This is a genomic window from Kitasatospora sp. NPDC057940 (assembly GCF_042887425.1).
Lineage (GTDB): Bacteria > Actinomycetota > Actinomycetes > Streptomycetales > Streptomycetaceae > Kitasatospora.
In genome coordinates this window covers 575936-594453 of record NZ_JBHVPH010000001.1, presented here as the reverse complement: position 1 = coordinate 594453, position 18518 = coordinate 575936, and the positions used below count along the sequence as shown (strand labels likewise).

Here is an 18518-nt window from a genome sequence, read left to right as displayed (position 1 = left end):
GCCGGCGGGCCTCCGGCCTTTCCCCGCCGCTCCGCCCCCTCCACTGACGGCCAACTGACGGCACGCTGACCGAACGGCCCCCCGGCCCCCCGACGCCTTGTCCGCGCCATGGACGGCCGCCCAGAATCACCCGCATGAGATCCTTTGCCAACCTGGCCGAGTTCACCGGGGCGACCGGGGAGCACCTCGGCTACAGCGAATGGCTCGACGTCACCCAGCACAGCGTCGACCAGTTCGCCGACGCCACCGGCGACCTCCAGTGGATCCACGTGGACCCGGAGCGCGCCGCCACCGGCCCGTTCGGCGGGACCATCGTCCACGGCTACATGACGCTCGGGCTGCTGCCCGCGATGATGCGCGCGATCTTCGAGATCCACAACGTCGAGCTGGGCGTCAACTTCGGCCTGGACAAGGTCCGCTTCCCCCGCCCGATCCCGGTCGGCGCCCGGGTCCGCGGCGGCGCCAAGGTCACCAGCGTCCGCGAGACCCCGATGGGCCACCTCGCCGCGGTCCGGATGACGGTGGAGGTCGAGGGCCAGCAGCACGCGGCCTGCGTGGCGGACACCCTGTCCCTCTTCGTCGCCGCCCCCGACACCGCCGAGGGCGCATCGGACGGCTTCTGAGCCCGCCCGCCCACGTCACCACCGACGTGACCACCGACGTCACCGCCGACGTCACCGCCGCCGCCAGGTAGAAGAACCTCCCCCTCCGGTCGGGCAAGAGGGGGGTTATTACTACCGATTTCGCCGCGCCGCCCCCGCCAGAATGGTCACACGGCCACCACGGCCGGGGAACAGCGAACGGCACCAGAGAGGAGCGGGCCATGGACCGCACGATGAAGCTCGGGGGAAGCCCCTCGGCGGTCGAGATCAGGGGATTCTCCGTCCCCGCCGGATTCACCGGACTGCGGCGGGCACTGGCCCTCTGCTGGATGTCGGTGGCGGCCTTCGGACGCTCGCTCGGGGTCACCGGCGCGATCTCCCTGGTCGGCCCCGGCCTCGGCCTGGTGCCGCGGGCCATGGAGCGCGTCCGGGCCCTGGCCGCCCGTCAGCGCGGCCTGTCCGAGCGCTGGTCCGGCGTGCAGATCCCCGGCCCGCCCAGCGGCCTGCCGGCCGCCCCCGAGGGCGCCTCGGGAGCCGTCGCCCGCTACCGCTGGATCATGAGCGACCCGCAGACCAAGCGGGAGTTCACCTGGGTGCTCACCGACCCGATCGTCGGCGGCTTCCTCGCCTTCATGCCGATCGCCGTCCTGCTCAGCGGCTTCTGGGGCATCTTCCTGGCCTTCTTCGGCGTCCCGCTGTCGACCCAGTGGGACGGCCTCTGGTACCAGTTCATCCCGATCGACGGCCAGGCCACCGCGGTGCTGGCCGGCGTCCTCGGCGTCCTGCAACTGCCGCTGGCCCTGTGGATGGCCCCCCGCGCCATCCGCAAGCACGCCCGGTACACCCACTCCATGCTCGCCCCCAGCGAGCAGGAACTGATGGCCAGCCGGATCCAGCACCTCACCACCACCCGCAGCACCGCCGTCGACACGCAGATGGCCGAGATCCAGCGGATCGAACGCGATCTGCACGACGGCGCCCAGGCCCGCCTGGTCGCGATGGGCATGACCCTGGACGCCGCCGAACACCTGCTGGAGACCAACCCGGAGGCCGTCCGGGCCCTGCTCATCGAGGCCCGCCAGTCCTCCTCCAAGGCCCTGGAGGAGATCCGCAACCTGGTCCGCGGCATCCACCCGCCGGTCCTCGCCGACCGCGGACTCGCCGACGCGGTGCGGGCGCTGGCCATGGTCTGCCCGGTCCCCACCGAGGTCGTCGTGGACCTGCCCGGCCGCGCCGAGATGCCCGTCGAGTCCGCCGCCTACTTCGCGATCTCGGAGATCCTCACCAACGTCGCCAAGCACTCCGGCGCCGACCGGGCCTGGATCGACATCCGTTACGATCACGGCATGCTGCGCATGACCGTGACCGACAGCGGCCGCGGTGGCGCCGACGCCACCCGGGGCACCGGCCTGCGCGGCATCGAGCGACGACTCAGCACGTTCGACGGGGTCCTGGCCGTGAACAGTCCCGTCAACGGCCCGACCATGGTGACGATGGAGCTTCCGTGCGTATTGTCCTCGCCGAAGACCACTTCCTCCTGAGGGACGGCCTGATCCGCCTCCTCCAGGCCTACGGACACGAGGTGGTGGCCGCCGTCGACAACGGCGCCGACCTCCTCGCGGCCCTCACCGAGCAGCAGCCGGACGTCGCGGTCGTCGACGTCCGGCTTCCGCCGAACTTCACCGACGAGGGCCTGCGGGCCGTCCTCACCGCCCGCCGCACCATGCCCGACCTCCCGGTCCTGCTCCTCTCCCAGTACGTCGAACCGCTCTACGCCCGCGAACTCCTCGCCAGCGGCGGCCGCGGCGTCGGCTACATGCTCAAGGACCGCGTCACCAACGGCTCCCAGTTCCTCGACTCGATCCGCCGCGTCGCCGACGGCGGCACCGCGATGGACCCCGACGTCATCTCCCAGCTCCTCGTCCGCAAGGAACGCGACGAGAACGTCGGCAGCCTCACCGACCGCGAGCGCGAAGTCCTCGAATGGCTCGCCCAGGGCCGCTCCAACGCCGGCATCGCCCAGGGCCTCTTCATCACCGAGAAGGCCGTCGCCAAGCACATCAGCAACATCTTCACCAAGCTCGGCCTGCTCCCCACCGACGGCGACAACCGCCGCGTCCTGGCCGTCCTCGCCTACCTCGACCAGTAACCCGCCCGCCTCCACCGGCCCGTGAGCGGCCGGTTCAGCCGTGGCGGGCGCCCGAGTCCCAGACCCAGGCCGCGATGCCGACCCGGTTGTTCACCTTCAGCTTCCGCTGCACGTGGGTCATGTGGGTCTTCACCGTGCCGGCCGAGATGAACAGCGCCTCCGCGATGTCGGCGTTGGTCAGGCCGTCCGCGACCAGCCGCGCGACCTCCAGCTCACGCGGCGTCAACTGCTCGACCTTGGGGGCCTTCTTCTGCTTCGGGCCGGCCAGGCTCCGCAGCAGCCGGGTGGTGATCTGCGGGCTGATCAGCGAGTCGCCCTCGACGGCGGCGCGCACCGCCTCGATCAGCAGCGGCGCACCGGAACGCTTCAGCAGGAAGCCGTACGCGCCCGCCTTCAGCGCCGAGTGGACGTACTCGTCGAGGTCGAAGGTGGTGACGATGACGACCCGTACGCCCGGGCTCTCCTCGGCCAGCCGGCGGGTCAGCTCCAGCCCGTCCATCCGCGGCATCCGGATGTCGGCGAGCAGGACGTCCGGCCGCAGCCTCCGTGCCAGCTCGAGCGCCTCGTCACCGTCGCCCGCGACCGCGAGCACCTCCATGTCCGGTTGCAGGTCGAGGATGTGCCGAAAGCCTTCCCGCACGGTTGCCTGGTCGTCAGCGATCACGATGCGTGTCGTCATGGGCTGATCCTCGCACGGGGTAGCATCCGAGCACATGACAAATCAACTGGCCAGGATCGGACGCCCAGTTGGCACGGCGTTCCTCGCGGCGGTCGCCATCTCGGTTGCGGTGTGGGAGGGTTCGCCGGTTTCGACACTGATCCGGGGCTCGACGACGGTGGCGGTGCTGGCCGCCGCGGTCCTGATCGTGTGGCTGCCGGGGCAACCGCGGACCCGGAACCTGGTGACCGTCCCGTTGGCCTGCGCGATCTCGCTGTACGCGACGTTCCGCTACGAGGGCCCCGCCGACAACACCTCCGGGCTCTGGATCCTGGTCGAGTCGGTCGCCCTGCTGGTCACCGTCATGCCCGCGGTGCGCGGGTCCGCTCCGGCGGTCGCCGCCCTGCTGGGGCTGCTCCTGCTGGTGACCGTGACCCTGCTGCCGCTGCGGATCGCGCTGACCCTCGACCCGCCGGCCGGGCCGCGCGAGACCATCGGGCTCTGCGTGGTCTGGGGCCTGGCCGCGGTGGCCGCGGTGGGGGCGTCCTGCTACCTGCGCTCGCTGGACAGCCGGCGCAGGCTGGCGGTCACGGAGGAGCGGCGCGCCCAACGGCTGCACGTCGCCCGGGACCTGCACGACTTCGCCGCGCACGACGTGACCGGGGTGATGGTGCTGGCGCAGGCGGCCCAGATGCTGGCCAAGGAGTCGCCGGAGAAGGCGCTGGCGCTGCTCCCGCAGATCGAGAGCGCCGGTATCCAGGCGCTGAAGTCGATGGACCGGACGATCCGGATCCTCAGCGAGCTGGAGGAGGACCGCCGGCCGGGCCGGGGCGGGGACGAGCCGGCGGCGGACGATCCCGAGGAGAACGCGGCGGCCCGGCCCCACTCGCTGGACGAACTGCCGGACCTGATGGACCGGTTCGAGCGCACCGGGATGATCCCGGCCCGGCTCGAACTCTCCCCCGGCGCCGTGGACGGCCTGCCGGAGCTGGTCGACGCCGTCGGCTACCGGGTGGTGATGGAGGCGCTCACCAACGTCCGCCGGCACGCCCCCGCCTCGCCCAGGGTGACGGTCACCGCCGAGCGGGTGGCCGACGGCGGCGCCCTGCGGATCCTGGTCCACAACGAGGCGGTCCCGGCCGGCGCCCGGGCGGACACCGCGGCGGCGGTCGAGCGCGAGGGCGGCGGCACCGGCATCCGGGAGCTGCGTCGGCGGGTCGCGGGGCTGGGCGGCGAGCTCACCGCCGGGGCCTGCGCGAACGGCGGCTGGCAGGTCGCCGTCCTCCTGCCGCTGGACGGCGTCCCGGCCGCCCGCGACGTCGGCGACGGGGCGGGCGGCCGGGCCGGGCACACTCAGGGCACTCTCACCCGCTCGGGCGATCAGTCCTCTCCGGGTTGACCGGCCTCCCTCACCTGATCGGCGGACGGCAGCCGCAGCGAGCCCGCCGCCGCGCCGGCCAGCCCGAGCACCGCCAGGCCGGCGGCGCAGCCGAGCATCGCCTGGGTGCCGCTCAGCCACTGCGAGAGCAGCCCGCCCAGGGCCGCGCCGCCGGCCTGCGCGCCGCCGTTGAACAGGTTGGTCGCCGAACTCAGCCGGCCGCGCATGCCGTCCGGGGTGAGCAGGATCTGCTGCGTACCGACGACGGTGTACGCGGTCGGCGCGAGGAAGGCCATGGCGGCCAGGAAGCCGCCCCAGACCAGCGCGCCGCTGGTGACGGACATCAGCGGGACGAGCACCGCGAGCAGCCAGATGATCCCGACCACGGCCTGGTAGGGCGTGATCGAGCGGGAGATCCGCGGCGCCGCGAGCGCGCCGATCAGGCCGCCGACGCCGAACATCGCGGCCATCGTGCCGACCTTCCCCGGCGAGGCCCCGTTCTGCTCGGCGGCCACGATGACGACCAGGTAGAGCGCCTGGAACAGCAGGTTGAGGCCGAGCAGCAGCAGGGTGGTCGAGCGCATGAACGGCTGGCGCACCAGGAAGGCGAAGCCGGCCACGATGTCACGCGGGATGGTCGAGATCGGGGAGGGCTTGCGCTCCTGCTTCGGCAGCCGGACGAACAGCAGCGTCACGAAGGCCACCAGGTGGGCGACGGCGTCGGCGAGGAACGGAACGGCCCGCCCCAGGCCGAACAGGAACCCGCCGCCCGAGGTGCCGACCAGCTGCCCGAGGTGCATCCGCGCGGTGTTCACCGAGAGCGCCGTGGGCAGTTGCCCACGGGTCACCACCAGGGGCAGCGAGGCCCGCTCGGCCGGGTCGAACAGGCTGGTGGCCGCCCCGGCGACGGCCGCGGTGAGCAGCAGCAGCCAGGTGGTGACGTGCCCGGTGGCGGCGGCGAGCGCGAGCAGGCCGAGCATCACCGCCCGGACCAGCACGCAGACCACCATGATCTTCTTGCGGTCCCAGCGGTCCACCAGCGCACCGGCCGGCAGCCCGACGGCCACCTGGGCCACCGCGTTGACCGCGCTCACCGCGCCGGCCACCCCGGGGGAGCCGGTCGTGGCGAGGGCGAGCAGCGGGAAGGCGATGGTGGAGACGTTGAGACCGGTCTCGGAGGCCGTGGTGCCGATCCACAGCAGGTGGTAGACCCGGTTGCGGCGGAGCGGGAGCTCCGGTTCCGTGACGGCCGCCGGGCGGTCGGCGGCGGGTGCCAGCTCGCTCATCCCCGCACCTCCCGGCACTCGTCGGCGATCGCGCGCAGCACGCCGGCGAACTCCGCGGCCAGCCGCTGCACCGTCCCGTGGTGGTGGACGGCCGGGGAGTAGTACCAGGTGAACTCCAACCGCCCGTCGTGGATCCCGCCGACGATCTCCAACACGTGCTCCATCCGGTCGTCCGGGCCGAGGTCCTGGCCGATCGCGCCGTGCACGGTGTGCACGAGCCCGCTGCCGGGCCCGCCGTCGCTGCGGTGCCGGCCGAGGAAGTTGAACACCACGTCCGGGTCCGGCCCGGTGAGCGGGGTGTCCGGGTGCAGGTGGCGCAGCGGGCCGTGGCCCAGGCCCTTGCCGGGGACGGCACGCAGCTGCCGCCGCACGACGCGGGTGAGGGCCCGCCAGTCGTCGCCCTCGGGCACGATGAGGCGGACGGGGTGCACCGCGGTGAACCAGCCGACCGTCCGGGACAGGTCGACGTCGTCGAGCAGCCGCTCGCGGCCGTGGCCCTCCAGGTCGACGGTGACCTCGTCCTCGCCGGTCCAGCGGGCCAGCACCCGGGCGAGCGCGGCGAGCGCGATCTCCTCGACCCTGGTGCGGTAGACGGTCGGCGCGTGCTCGGCCAGCTGGGCCGAGTCCTCGGCGCCGAGCCGCACCCGCACCTCCCGGCCGCCGCCCACGGTGGCGACGCCGTCGAGGTCGCGGGGCACCGGACGGGCGGCACCGACCCCGTTCCAGTGGTCGAGCTCGTGGTCCAGCGCGCCGGAGCGCACGTGCTCGACCAGGCGGGCGGACCACTCCTGGAAGGTGGTGCTCCGCGGGCCGAGGTCGACCGGCCGCCCGGCCGCCGCCTGGGCGTGGGCCGCGTCCAGGTCGTCCAGCAGGATGTTCCAGGACACGGTGTCGACCACCAGGTGGTGGACCGTCAGGAACAGCCGGTCGCGGCGGCGTCCACCGGACTCGAAGAGGACGGCGGCGAGCAGCGGGCCGCGGCCCAGGTCGAATCCGGCCTGGGTGGCGCGGGCCTCCCGGTCCAGCAGCGCGCCCAGTTCGCCCTCGGGGGTGGCGGAGGTGTCCACCACCCGCAGCAGCGGCTCGCCGGCCCGGTAGGGCGGGTTCTCCTGGGCCCAGCCGTCGGCGGTGCGGGTGTAGCGCATCCGCAGCGCGTCGTGGTGCTCGACCAGGGCCTCCAGCGCGGCGGTGAGCGCCGCGCGGTCGGCCGGCGCGCCGAGCTCCAGCAGCACCGACTGGTTGAAGTGGTGCGGGTGGTCGTGGGTGTCGAAGAACCAGCGCTGCACCGGGGTCAGCGGGACGGGCCCGACGGCCGGCGGCCGGCCCTCGGCCGCGCCGTCGCCGATCTCGGTGGCGGCGGCGGCGAGTTCCGCCACGGTCTGGTGCAGGAAGACGTCCTGGGCGTCCAGCCGCAGCCCGGCCCGGCGGGCCCGGGCGACCACCTGGATGCTGAGGATGGAGTCGCCGCCGAGGTCGAAGAAGCTGTCCTCGACGCCGACCCGCTCGACGCCGAGCGTCTGCGCCCAGATCCGGGCGAGCAGTTCCTCCTTCCGGCCGCGCGGCGCCACCCGGGCCGCCACGGCGGTGTCCGGTCCGGTCGGCGCCGGGAGCCGGCGCCGGTCCACCTTGCCGTTGGTGCCGACCGGGAGCTGGTCGAGCACCTGGACGGAGGCCGGCACCATGTAGCCGGGCAGGGCGCGGGCCACCGCGTCCCTGAGCAGCGCGGGCGAGAGCTCGGAGGCGCCCGACCGGGCGCCCGGGGCCACGTACGCGGCCAGCAGCTCGCGGCCGCCCTCCGGCTTGAAGACCACCACGGCGGCGTCCCCGACGCCGGGCTCGCGCAGCAGCACGGCCTCGATCTCGGAGGGCTCGACCCGGTGGCCGCGGACCTTGAACTGCGTGTCGGTGCGGCTGACGAACTCCAGCTCGCCGCCGGCCACCCGGCGGACCAGGTCGCCGGTGCGGTACATCCGGCTCCCGGGCCCGCCGAACGGGTTGGCGACGAACCGCCCGGCGGTCAGGCCGGGCTGTCCGGCGTAGCCGCGGCCGAGCCCGGGGCCGTCGATGTAGAGCTCGCCGGGCACGCCGTCCGGGACCGGCCGCAGGTGGCGGTCGAGGACGTGCAGGCCGACGCCGTTGAGCTCGGTGCCGACCGGCACGGGGGCGCCCGCGTGCAGCTCGCCCGGACTCCACAGGGTGGAGACCAGCGTGGCCTCGCTCGGCCCGTACACGTTGAAGAACTCCCGGCCCTGCGACCAGGTGCGCACCAGGTCGGGCGGGCAGACGTCGCCGGCGGCGGCGACGGTGGGCAGCCGGCCGCGCAGCCGCTCGGCGTCCATCACCGCCAGCAGCGCCGGGGGCAGCACCGCGACGGTGGCGCCGGTCCGGATGATCTCCCCGGCCGGGTCGGGCGCGGGGCGCGGGCTGGTGAGGCAGAGCGCGCCGCCCGCGGTGAGGGTGCAGAACAGGTCGCACACCCCGCCGTCGAAGCTGGCCGGCGCGTACTGCAGCACCCGGCTGTCGGCGGTGATGTCCCAGGCCTCGCGCAGCACCCGGGCGGTCCGGGCGATCGCGCCGTGGCTGATCACCACGGCCTTGGGGCGGCCGGTGGAACCGGAGGTGTGCACCACGTAGGCGACGTGGTCGGCCTCCACCCGGTGCGGGGAGCCCGGCTCGCCGGGCAGCGCGGTGCCGGCCGGGGCCGCATCGCCGTCCGACCCGTCCGACCCGTCCGACCCGTCCGACCCGTCCATCCGCAGGACGGTGAACGGCCCGTCGGGGAGCCGCTCGGCCAGGTGCGCCTGGGTGAGCAGCAGCGGGACCGCGGTGCCGCTGATCATCGCGCCGATCCGGTCGGCCGGGTACTGCGGGTCCAACGGCACGTAGCCGCCGCCGGCCCTGAGCACCGCGAGCGCCGCCACCACCATCTCCACCCCGCGGTCGGCGAACACGCCGACCAGGGTGTCCGGGGTGACGCCCCGGGCGACCAGCCGGCGGGCCAGGTCCTCGGCCCGGGCGTCGAGTTCGCCGTACGAGACCTCGGTCCCGTCGTCGGCGACCACGGCCACCGCGTGCGGGCGCTCCGCGGCCCGCCGGCCCACCAGCTCGTGGGCGAGCACGCCGGCCTCCCCGTCCGGCTCCCGGTGCCAGCGCCGGGGTTCCAGCACCAGCTCCTCGGCCGGGACGTAGGGGAGTTCGCGCAGCGGGTCGCCCGGGCGCTCGGAGATGCCGCCGAGCAGCAGGACCAGGGCGTCGGCCATCCGGCGGGCGGTGCTCCGGTCGAACAGGCCGACGCTGTACTGGAGGGCGGCGTCCAGGCCCCGGTCGGTCTCCTGGAACTGGAAGGTGAGGTCGAACGCGGCGCCGCCGGTGGGCAGGCCGAACTCCTCGGTGCGGGCGCCGTCGAGGCGCACCGGGCCGCCCGGGGCGTCCTGCAGGACCACCATGGTCTGGAACAGCGGGGTGCGGCTCGGGTCGCGCTCCGGCCGCAGCGCCTCGACCAGCCGGTCGAAGGGCACGTCGGCGTGGGCGAAGGCGCCGTTGACGGACTCCCGCACCCGGCCGAGGAAGCCGTCGAAGCCCTCCTCCCAGTCCACCTCGGAGCGCAGCACCAGGGTGTCCACGAAGAAGCCGACCACCTGCTCCAGTTCGGGCCGGTCGCGACCGGCCGAGACGGTGCCCACCGCGATGTCGTCCTGGCCCGACCAGTGCGCGAGCAGCAGTTGGGTCGCCGCGACCAGCACGGTGAACAGCGTCGCGCCGCGGTCCTGGGCGATCCGCTTGAGCCGCTTGGCGGTCTCCGCGTCCACGGCGAACTCCAGCTGCGCGCCCTCGCGGCCGCGCACCGGCGGCCGGGGCCGGTCGGTGGGCAGCTCCAGCGGCTCCAGGCCGGCCAGCCGCTCCCGCCACCAGTCGAGCAGGCCGCTCCCCTCGCGCTCCCAACGGGCACGCTGCCAGGCCGCGAAGTCGGCGTACTGGACGGGGAGTTCCGGCAGGTCGGCGGTGCCGCCGTGCCGTCGGACGCGGTACAGCTCGGCGAGGTCGCGGACCAGCACGCCGGCCGAGCGGCCATCGGTGACGATGTGGTGCAGGACCAGGGTCAGCACGTGCTCGTCCTCGGCCAGCCGGACGAGGTGGGCCCGGAACAGCGGACCGGTGCGCAGGTCGAACGGGGTGGCGCCGTCGGCGCCGATGGCCGCCCGCAGCCGGTCCTCGCGCTCGTGCGCGGGGTGGCCGGCCAGGTCGGTGCGGGCCAGCGTGAAGGGCCGCCCGGCCGGGGCGATCAACTGCCGCCCCTCGCCGTCGACCTGGCCGAAGAGCGTGCGCAGCGACTCGTGCCGGTCGACCAGGTCGGCCAGCGCCAGTTCCAGCGCGTCGGCGTCCAACGGGCCGTGCACCCGCAGGCCCAGCGGCGAGTTGTACTCGGCGCCGGTCCCGCCGAACTGCCCGAGGAACCACAGCCGTTGCTGGCCGAAGGAGAGCGGCGGGGCGCTCTCCCGGCCGACCGGCACCAGCGCGGCGGCGGGCGCCTCCCGCTCGGCGGCGAGCAGCGCGGCCAGCGACCGGACGGTCGGCGCGCTGAACAGGGCGCGCGGGGAGATCCCGGAGTCCAGGTGCTGCCGCAGCCGGGACACCACCCGGATGCTCAGCAGCGAATCACCGCCCAGCTCGAAGAAGTTGTCCTCGGCCCCGATCCGCTCGACGCCCAGCACCTCCGCCCAGATCCCGGCCAGCAGGGTCTCCGCGGCGCCCTCGGGGGCCAGGTACTCGCCGCCGAGGGCGAGGTCCTCGGGCGGCTCGGGCAGCGCCCGGCGGTCGGTCTTGCCGTTGGGCAGCAGGGGGACGCGCTCCAGTCCGACGAAGGCCGAGGGCACCATCGCCTCGGTGAGGCCGGCGGCCAGTCGGGCCCGCAGCCCGGCCGGGTCGATCCCGGCGCCGGGCACGGCGGGCACCACGTACGCCACCAGCCGGTCCCGGCCGCGGTCGCGGCGGGCCACCACGACCGCCTCGGCCACGTCGTCCAGCGCGGTGAGCGCCGCCTCGACCTCGGCGAGCTCGATCCGGAAGCCGCGGATCTTGACCTGGTGGTCGGCCCGGCCGAGGAACTCCAGGACGCCGTCGGCCGTCCAGCGGCCCAGGTCGCCCGGCCGGTACAGCCGGCCGCCCGGGGTGAACGGGTCGGGCAGGAAGTGCTCGGCGGTCAGCTCGGGACGCCGCCAGTAGCCGGCGCTCACGCCGTCACCGCCGATGTGGATGTGGCCGGGCACGCCGACCGGCACCGGCTCGCCCCGCTCGTCGAGGACGTACACCCGGGTGTTGCCGATCGGGCTGCCGACCGGCACGTAGGCGGCGAGGCGGGCCAGCCGCTCGGGGGTGGGGACGAACACCGTGGAGTCGACGGTGGCCTCGGTCGCCCCGTAGGCGTTGACCACCACGGTGTCCGGGTGGGCGTGCGCCAGCAGCTCGCGGCAGTCGTCGACGCGCCAGCCCTCCGAGCCGACCGACATCACCTGGAAGGCCGGCAGCCGCTCGCCGCGCCCGCCGACCTCCTCGACCAGTGCCTTGGCGAGCGAGGGGACCAGTTCGATCGCGGTACCGCCGACCCGCTCGACCAGCGCGAGCAGCCGGGCGGGGTCGGTGACCAGGTCGGTCGGCACGACGAGCAGCGAACCGCCGAAGAAGACCGAGCGGAGCAGGTCGGCCAGGAAGAGGTCCACCGAGAGGCTGGTGATGGAGGCGAAGCGCAGCCTGCGTTCCGTCAGGTCGTACAGCTCGTCCCAGGCGTCGGCGATGTGGAGCAGGTTCCGGTGGGTCACCACCACGCCCTTGGGCCGGCCGGTGGAGCCGGAGGTGTACACCACGTACGCCGGGTCGTCCGGCCCGGCGGCGACCTCCGGCGGGGTCTCCGGGCCGGTGTCGGCGCCGGACCCGACGGACTCGACGGTGACCAGGGCACCGCCGTGGTCGGGCAGCCGGTCGGCGATCGCGGCGTGGCTCAGCACCACCGCCGGCTCGGCGTCCGAGAGCATGAACTCCAGCCGCTCGCGCGGGTACGCCGGGTCCAGCGGCACGTAGGCGGCGCCGGACTTCAGCACCGCGAGCACGGCGAGCACCATGTCGGTGGAGCGTTCCAGGTGCAGCGCCACCCGCTCGCCCGGCCGGGCGCCGGCGGCGACCAGTCGACGGGCGAGCCGGTTGGCCCGGCGGTCCAGCTCCCGGAAGGTCAGCGGAGCCCCGCCGTCCGCCTCCAGGACGGCCACCTCGTCCGGGCGGGCGGCGACCTGGGCGTCGAACAGCTCCTGGACCAGCGCCTCGGTGCGGCGCGGGCGCGCGGTGTCGTTCCACTCGACGAGCAGGGTGTGCCGCTCCCGCTCCGTGAGCCAGGGCAGCGCGGCCGGCCCGCGGTGCGGGTCCGCGGCCACGCCCTCCAGCAGGGTGCGCAGCCGGCCGCCGATCCGCTCCACGGTGGCGGCGTCGAACAGCTCGGGATCGTAGGTGAGTTCGATCCGCAGCGCGGTGTCGGCGTGGCTGCTGACGGTGAGCGGCACGGTGCTGCTGTCCGAGGCGCGCAGCACCTGGACGCCCACCCCGTCGCGGCCGGTGGCGCCCTCGGCGACCGGGTAGTTCTCGAAGACCACCACGCTGTCGAACAGCCGCTCCCCGGAAGCCAGTTCGGCGCAGCGCCGGACGTCGGAGAGGGCCAGGTAGTCGTGCGCGGTGCTCTCCGCCTGCGCCGCCTGCAGGGCGCGCAGCCAGGCCCCGAGGTCACCGTCCGCCTCCGGTCCGGCCACCCGGGCCCGGACCGGGACGGTGTTGACGAACATGCCGATGCCGCTCTCGATCCCCGGCACCTCGGGGGTGCGTCCGGAGACGACGGCGCCGAAGACCACGTCCGGCTCGCCGGCGTGCCGCGACAGCAGGATCGCCCAGGCGCCCTGCATCAGGGTGTTGAGGGTGATCCGGTTCTCCCGGCACCAGTCGGCCAGCACCCCGGTGACCGCCGGGTCCAGGGCGAGCTTGTGCGAGCCGACGGCCCGGGTGCGGTGGTCGGCGGCGGGCTGGCGGTCCACCGGCAGCGCGGTGGGCTCGGCGAAGCCGGCCAGCACCTGCCGCCAGTGCGCCAGGGCGGCCTCGCGGTCCTGCCCGGCCAACCACTCCAGGTACTCGCGGAACGACGGCCGGCTGACCGGGAGGGCGGCCCGCCCCTCGACGGCGGCGACGTAGTGCTCCAGCACCTCCTCGAACAGCTGGGCGGTGCTCCAGCCGTCCAGCAGCAGGTGGCTGAACGTCCACAGCTGGTGGACGGTCCGGTCGTCGACCCGGGCCAGGACGATCCGCATCAGCGGCCCGGCGGCCAGGTCGATGCCGCGCTCGCGCTCGGCCCGGACCAGCTCGTCCAGCCGCCGGCCGGGGTCGGGGTCCCCGCGCCAGTCGAGCAGCTCGACCGGCGGCTCCAGGTCCGAGCGGATCAGCTGGACCGGCTCGGGCACGCCCTCCCAGCGGACGGTGGTGCGCAGCACGTCGGTGCGCCGGAACACCTCGCGCCAGGCCCCGGCCAGCGCCTCGGCGTCGGCCAGTCCCTCCAGCCGCAGGGCCAGCTGGTCGACGTAGGCGCCGCCGTCCGGGTCGGTCAGGGTGTGGAAGAGCATGCCGCCCTGCAGCGGGGTGAGCGGCAGGACGTCGTCCACGCCCCGGCCGTCGCCGACCAGCCGGTCGAGGGCGGCCTGGTCGAGCCGGGCCAACGGGTGGTCGGACGGCGTGCGGCCGCCGGCGCCGGGCTCGGCGCAGTGCGCGATGACGGCCCGCAGGTGCGCCAGCAGCGACTCGCCGAGCCGCCGGACGGTCTGCGGCCGGTGCAGCGCCCGGGAGGTGAACCAGGACAGCGTGAGCACCCCGTCGGAGACGGCGCCGACCACCTCGATCTGCGCGCTCCGCTCGTGGTCGCCGTCCCACTGCGGCCCGCCGTCGCCCAGGTGGGCGCGGTAGAGGGAGCGGGCGGCGAACGCGCCGTCCAGCTGCCCGTGGTAGTTGAAGGTCACGGCCGGCGCGGCGGCCGGGGTGAAGCCCGCCCGGTGGGCGGCCAGCGCGCCGTGGCCGAAGCCCTTGGCGGGGGCGGCACGCAGTTGCTCCTTCACCGACTTCAGTCGCGCGGCGACCCCGTCGCCGGCCGCCACCGTCAGCGCGACCGGGTGGACGGCGGTGAACCAGCCGACCGTGCGGGACAGGTCGGCGCCGGGCAGGACGTCCTCGCGCCCGTGCCCCTCCAGGCCGACCAGCACCCGCTCGCGGCCGGTCCACTCGGCGAGCGCGCCGGCCAGGGCGGTGAGCAGCACGTCGTCCACCCTGGTCCGGTAGACCGACGGGACGTCGCGCAGCAGCGCCTCGGTCTCCTCGGCGGTGAGGGCGAAGTCCGTGCGCTCCGACGAGGCCACCGTATTGGGCCCCGTGCCGTCGGCGGGCAGCTCGAAGGACTCCTCCGCGATCCTTCGCCAGTAAGGGAGTTCGGCGTCCAGGCCGCCGTCGCGGACGTACTCGGCGAGCCTGGCGGACCAGGCCGCGAACGGGGTGGTCGGGGTGCCGAGGTCGACCGGTCGGCCGGCCCTGGCCTGCTCGTAGCCGGTCGCGAGGTCGTCCAGCAGGATGCGCCAGGAGACGCCGTCGACCACCAGGTGGTGCGCCGTCAGCAGCAGCCGGGGGCCGGCCCCGGCACCCTCGTCGAACAGCACGGCGCGCAGCACCGGGCCGTGCTCGGGGTCGAGGGCGCGACGGGCCGACTCCGCCTCCTCGCGCAGCGCCGCCGCGCGCTCCGGCCCGCCCAGGCCGGCGGTGTCCCGGCGGCTCAGCAGCGGGCCGTCCTGGTGCGCCGCGGCCTCCTGCAGCCAGCCGCCGTCCGCGCGGCGCAGCCGGGTGCGCAGCGCCGGGTGGTGGGCGACCAGGGCCTCCAGCGCCCGCGCCAGTGCGGCCGGGTCGGTGCCGGGAACCAGCTCCAGCAGCAGCGACATGGTGAACCGGGGGATGTCGGCCGCGCCGGCCAGCAGCCGGTGCTGCATCGGGGCCAGCGGCGCCGGCCCCCGGTGCTCGTACTGCTGGACGGTGTCGGCCGCGGTGGTGACGCCGGGGGCGATCCGGGCGATGGTCTGCTTGACCAGGATGTCCCTGGACTGGAGCAGGAACCCGGCGGCCCGGGCCCGGGAGACGGCCTGGATGCTGAGGATGGAGTCGCCGCCGAGGGAGAAGAAGTTGTCCTCGGTGCCGACCAGGTCGGCACCGAGCAGCTCGGCCCAGATCCCGGCCAGAGCCCGTTCGACGTCGGTGCGCGGCGGCACGTAGCCGGTGGCCGGCTCCGGCTCGACGGCGCTCTCCGGCAGGGCCCGGCGGTCGGTCTTGCCGCCGGCGGTGCGCGGCAGCGCCGTCAGGAAGGCGAAGGCGGCGGGGACGAGGTAGTCCGGCAGCAGGCCGTGCAGGTGGGTGCGGAGCGCGGCCGCGCCCGGCACCGCAGCGCTCGGCACCACGAAGGCCACCAGCCGCTGGACGCCGGCCCGGCCGACCCGGGGCACCACCGCGCAATCATCCACCGCGGGGTGGGAGCGCAGCGCCGCCTCGATCTCGCCCGGCTCCACCCGGACGCCGTTGATCTTGACCTGGTCGTCGCCGCGGCCGGCGAACTCCAGCCGCCCGTCCGGCGTGCGGCGGACCAGGTCGCCGGTGCGGTACATCCGGGTGCCCGCGGGGCCGAACGGGTCGGCGACGAAGCGCTCGGCGGTCAGTGCGGCCCGGTGCAGGTAGCCGCGCCCGACCGGCAGACCGGCCAGGTAGAGCTCGCCGCGCACGCCGGCCGGGACGGGGCGCAGGTGCGCGTCCAGCACGTAGGCCCGGGTGCCGCGCACCGGCAGGCCGAGCTCCGGCGCGCGGGCGGTGTCCACCCGGGCGGCGAGGGTGTCGACGGTGCACTCGGCCGGCCCGTAGAAGTTGTGGGCGGTCAGCCCCGGGGTCGCGGCCAGCTCGCGCCACAGCTCCTCGCCGACCGCCTCGCCGCCGAGCACCAGCACGGCGGGCCGGTGCGGCGCGGCGGGGGCGAGCAGGCCGGCGTCGAGCACCGGGCGGGCGAAGGACGGCGTGAGCTGGAACAGGTCCACCTGCTCGCGCCGCGCGTAGGCCACCAGGTCGTCGGCGTTCAGCCGGGTCTCGCTGTCCACCAGGTGCAGGGTGTGGCCGTCGGCCACCGCCATCAGCGGGTTCCAGGACGCGTCGAAGGTCGGCACCGTGGTCAGCGCGACCCTCAGCGGGCGGCCGAGCAGGTCCGCCGCGGGCCGGAACAGCTCGTCCCGCTGGCGGGCGAACAGGTTGGCCAGCGAGCGGTGTTCGACCACCACGCCCTTGGGCCGGCCGGTGGAGCCCGAGGTGTGGATGACGTACGCGGCGTCCCCGGGGGCCGGGGCGGCCGCGGGCTCGTCGTGCCCGTCCCGGGCGGCGACGGCGGCGACCACGGCGGGCTCGTCCAGCAGCAGCCGGGGCAGTTCGGCGGGCACCGCGCCAGCCAGCTCCCCGGTGCCGAGCACCAGTGCGGGCCGGATGCCGCGCAGCAGGTCGGCGATCCGCTCGGCGGGCTCCTCGGAGTTCATCGGCACGTACACCGCGCCGGCCTTGAGCACCGCCCAGAGCGCGACCACGAAGTCGGTCGAGCGCGGCAGCACCAGTGCCACCAGGCTCTCCGCGCCGATCCCCAGGGACCGCAGGTGGCGCGCCAACCGGTTGGCCCGGCCGTTGAGTTCGGCGAAGCCGAGCCGCTCGTCCCGGAACACCAGGGCGGGCGCGCCGGGGGTGGCGGCGGCCTGCCGCTCGAAGGCCTGGACCAGGGTGGCGGGGCCGTCGCCGGCGGTGGCGGCGGCCGCGTCCCAGTCGCGGCGCAGCTCGGCCGCCTCCTCGGCGGAGACCAGCGGCAGCGCGCGCAGCGGGGTGTCCGGCCGCTCGCCGACCGCCTCGAACAGGGCGACCAGCCGCTCGCCGAGCGCCCGGACGGTCCGCTCGTCGAACAGCGCGGTGCTGTACGACAGGCCGAAGTCCAGCTCCCCGTCGCGCTCCTCGAACTCCAGCCCGAGGTCGACGGTGGCCTCCCAGCGCGGCAGCTCCAGCTGCTCGACGGCCACCCCGGGCAGGGCGAGCGGGGCTCCGAACGCGTTCTGCAGCACCATCATGGTCTGGAACACCGGGGTGCGGCTCGGGTCCCGGACCGGCTCCAGCAGTTCGACCAGCCGGTCGAACGGCACCTGGTCGTGCTCGAAGCCGTCCAGCACGCCGTCCCGCACCCGGGCGAGCAGTGCCGCGAACGGCTCCTCCTCGTCCACCGCGGTGCGCAGCGCGACGGTGTTGGCGTAGAAGCCGACGGCACGCTCCAGTTCGGGCCGGCCGCGGCCGGTGGTGACGGTGCCGACGGTGACGTCCGGCTGCCCGGAGAGCCGGGCGAGCAGCAGCTGGTAGCCGGCCAGCAGCACCGGGAACAGCGTGGTGCCCTCGCGCCGGGCGAGGTCCTTGAGCCGAGCGGTCGACGCGGCGGGCACGGCCAGCCGCAGCACGGCGCCGGCCGTGTCGCGGACCGGCGGGCGGGGGCGGTCGGTGGGCAGGCCGAGCGGCTCGGCGCCGCGCAGCCGGCTCTCCCAGTAGTCGAGCCCGGCCTTCACCCCGGGCCCGGCCAGCCACTCGCGCTGCCGGAGCGCGTAGTCGGCGTACTGGACCGCGACCGGCTCCGGGCGCGGTGTCCGGCCGGCGGCGAACTCCGCGTACGCCGAGCCGAGTTCGTCGAAGAGCACGCCCGAGGACCAGCCGTCGATGACGCTGTGGTGGGCGGTGATCAGCAGCACGTGCCGCTCCGGCGCGGAGCTCAGCAGCAGGGCACGCAGCAGCGGGCCCCGCGCGAGGTCGAAGGGTGTCGCGAGCTCGGCCCGTACGGCGGCCTCGACAGCGGGCTCCTCGCCATCAGGTTCCCCGGCACCCGGCTCCCCGGCACCGGACTTCCCGGCACCTGGCTTCCCGGCCTCGACGGCGGGCTCGGCGAGGCGCAGCACGCCGGCCGCCGCCGGGTGGACGACCTGGCGCACCCGGTCGTCCTCGACCCGGTAGCTGGTGCGCAGCACCTCGTGCCGCTCCACCACCAGGTCCACCGCCCGGGCCAGCGCGTCCCGGTCGAGCGGACCGGTCAGCCGCAGGCCGAAGGCGCTGGTGTACTCGCTGCCCTCGGGGGCGAGGCTGCTGAGGAACCAGAGCCGCTGCTGGCCGGAGGAGAGCGGGACCTCCTCCGGGCGCGGACCGGCGCCGATCGCGGCGTCCGCGGCGGCGGCGGGCGCGTCCGGGGCCGCGCCCCGGCCGGCCAGCCGCCGCAGCAGCTTCTCGCGCACCTCGGGCGCCAGCGCCGACAGTCGGTCGGGCCGGGACGTGGGACCGTTCATGC

The 18518-nt window shown here is 75.3% G+C and carries 7 protein-coding genes; 4 read left to right on the top strand and 3 right to left on the bottom strand.

Annotated elements, in window-relative coordinates:
• The first annotated feature begins 134 nt into the window (after window positions 1-134).
• From ACFVTF_RS02585 to ACFVTF_RS02575, 3 genes are all read left to right on the top strand, one after another.
• Window positions 135-623, top strand: a complete 489-nt coding sequence (locus ACFVTF_RS02585) for a MaoC family dehydratase (protein WP_387808023.1) — start codon at window positions 135-137, stop codon at window positions 621-623.
• A gap of 200 nt (window positions 624-823) precedes the next feature.
• Complete coding sequence (locus ACFVTF_RS02580; RefSeq protein ID WP_371518134.1) at window positions 824-2143, top strand: sensor histidine kinase; 1320 nt, start codon at window positions 824-826, stop codon at window positions 2141-2143.
• Entirely contained in the window at window positions 2107-2751 is a 645-nt protein-coding gene (locus tag ACFVTF_RS02575; RefSeq protein WP_063348719.1) for a response regulator transcription factor, read from the top strand. Before ACFVTF_RS02580 ends, ACFVTF_RS02575 begins: the two co-directional genes overlap by 37 nt.
• A 34-nt stretch (window positions 2752-2785) precedes the next feature.
• Here ACFVTF_RS02575 and ACFVTF_RS02570 read toward each other — a convergent pair whose 3' ends face one another.
• On the bottom strand, window positions 2786-3430 hold the full coding sequence (locus ACFVTF_RS02570; protein WP_371518133.1) for a response regulator: 645 nt from the start codon (window positions 3428-3430) through the stop codon (window positions 2786-2788).
• 34 nt (window positions 3431-3464) lie between these two features.
• On the opposite strand from ACFVTF_RS02570, the gene ACFVTF_RS02565 reads away from it, so the two are divergent.
• The gene (locus ACFVTF_RS02565) at window positions 3465-4808 is read left to right on the top strand and encodes a sensor histidine kinase (RefSeq protein ID WP_387808018.1); all 1344 of its coding nucleotides are present in this window, start codon (window positions 3465-3467) and stop codon (window positions 4806-4808) included.
• On the opposite strand, the gene ACFVTF_RS02560 is transcribed toward ACFVTF_RS02565, so the two are convergent.
• Both ACFVTF_RS02560 and ACFVTF_RS02555 read right to left on the bottom strand, forming a co-directional pair.
• Window positions 4790-6073, bottom strand: coding sequence for an MFS transporter (locus ACFVTF_RS02560; RefSeq protein ID WP_371518131.1), 1284 nt, complete (start codon window positions 6071-6073; stop codon window positions 4790-4792). The genes ACFVTF_RS02565 and ACFVTF_RS02560 overlap by 19 nt on opposite strands.
• Window positions 6070-18516, bottom strand: coding sequence for an amino acid adenylation domain-containing protein (locus ACFVTF_RS02555; RefSeq protein ID WP_387808014.1), 12447 nt, complete (start codon window positions 18514-18516; stop codon window positions 6070-6072). Before ACFVTF_RS02555 ends, ACFVTF_RS02560 begins: the two co-directional genes overlap by 4 nt.
• Window positions 18517-18518: the final 2 nt, after the last annotated feature.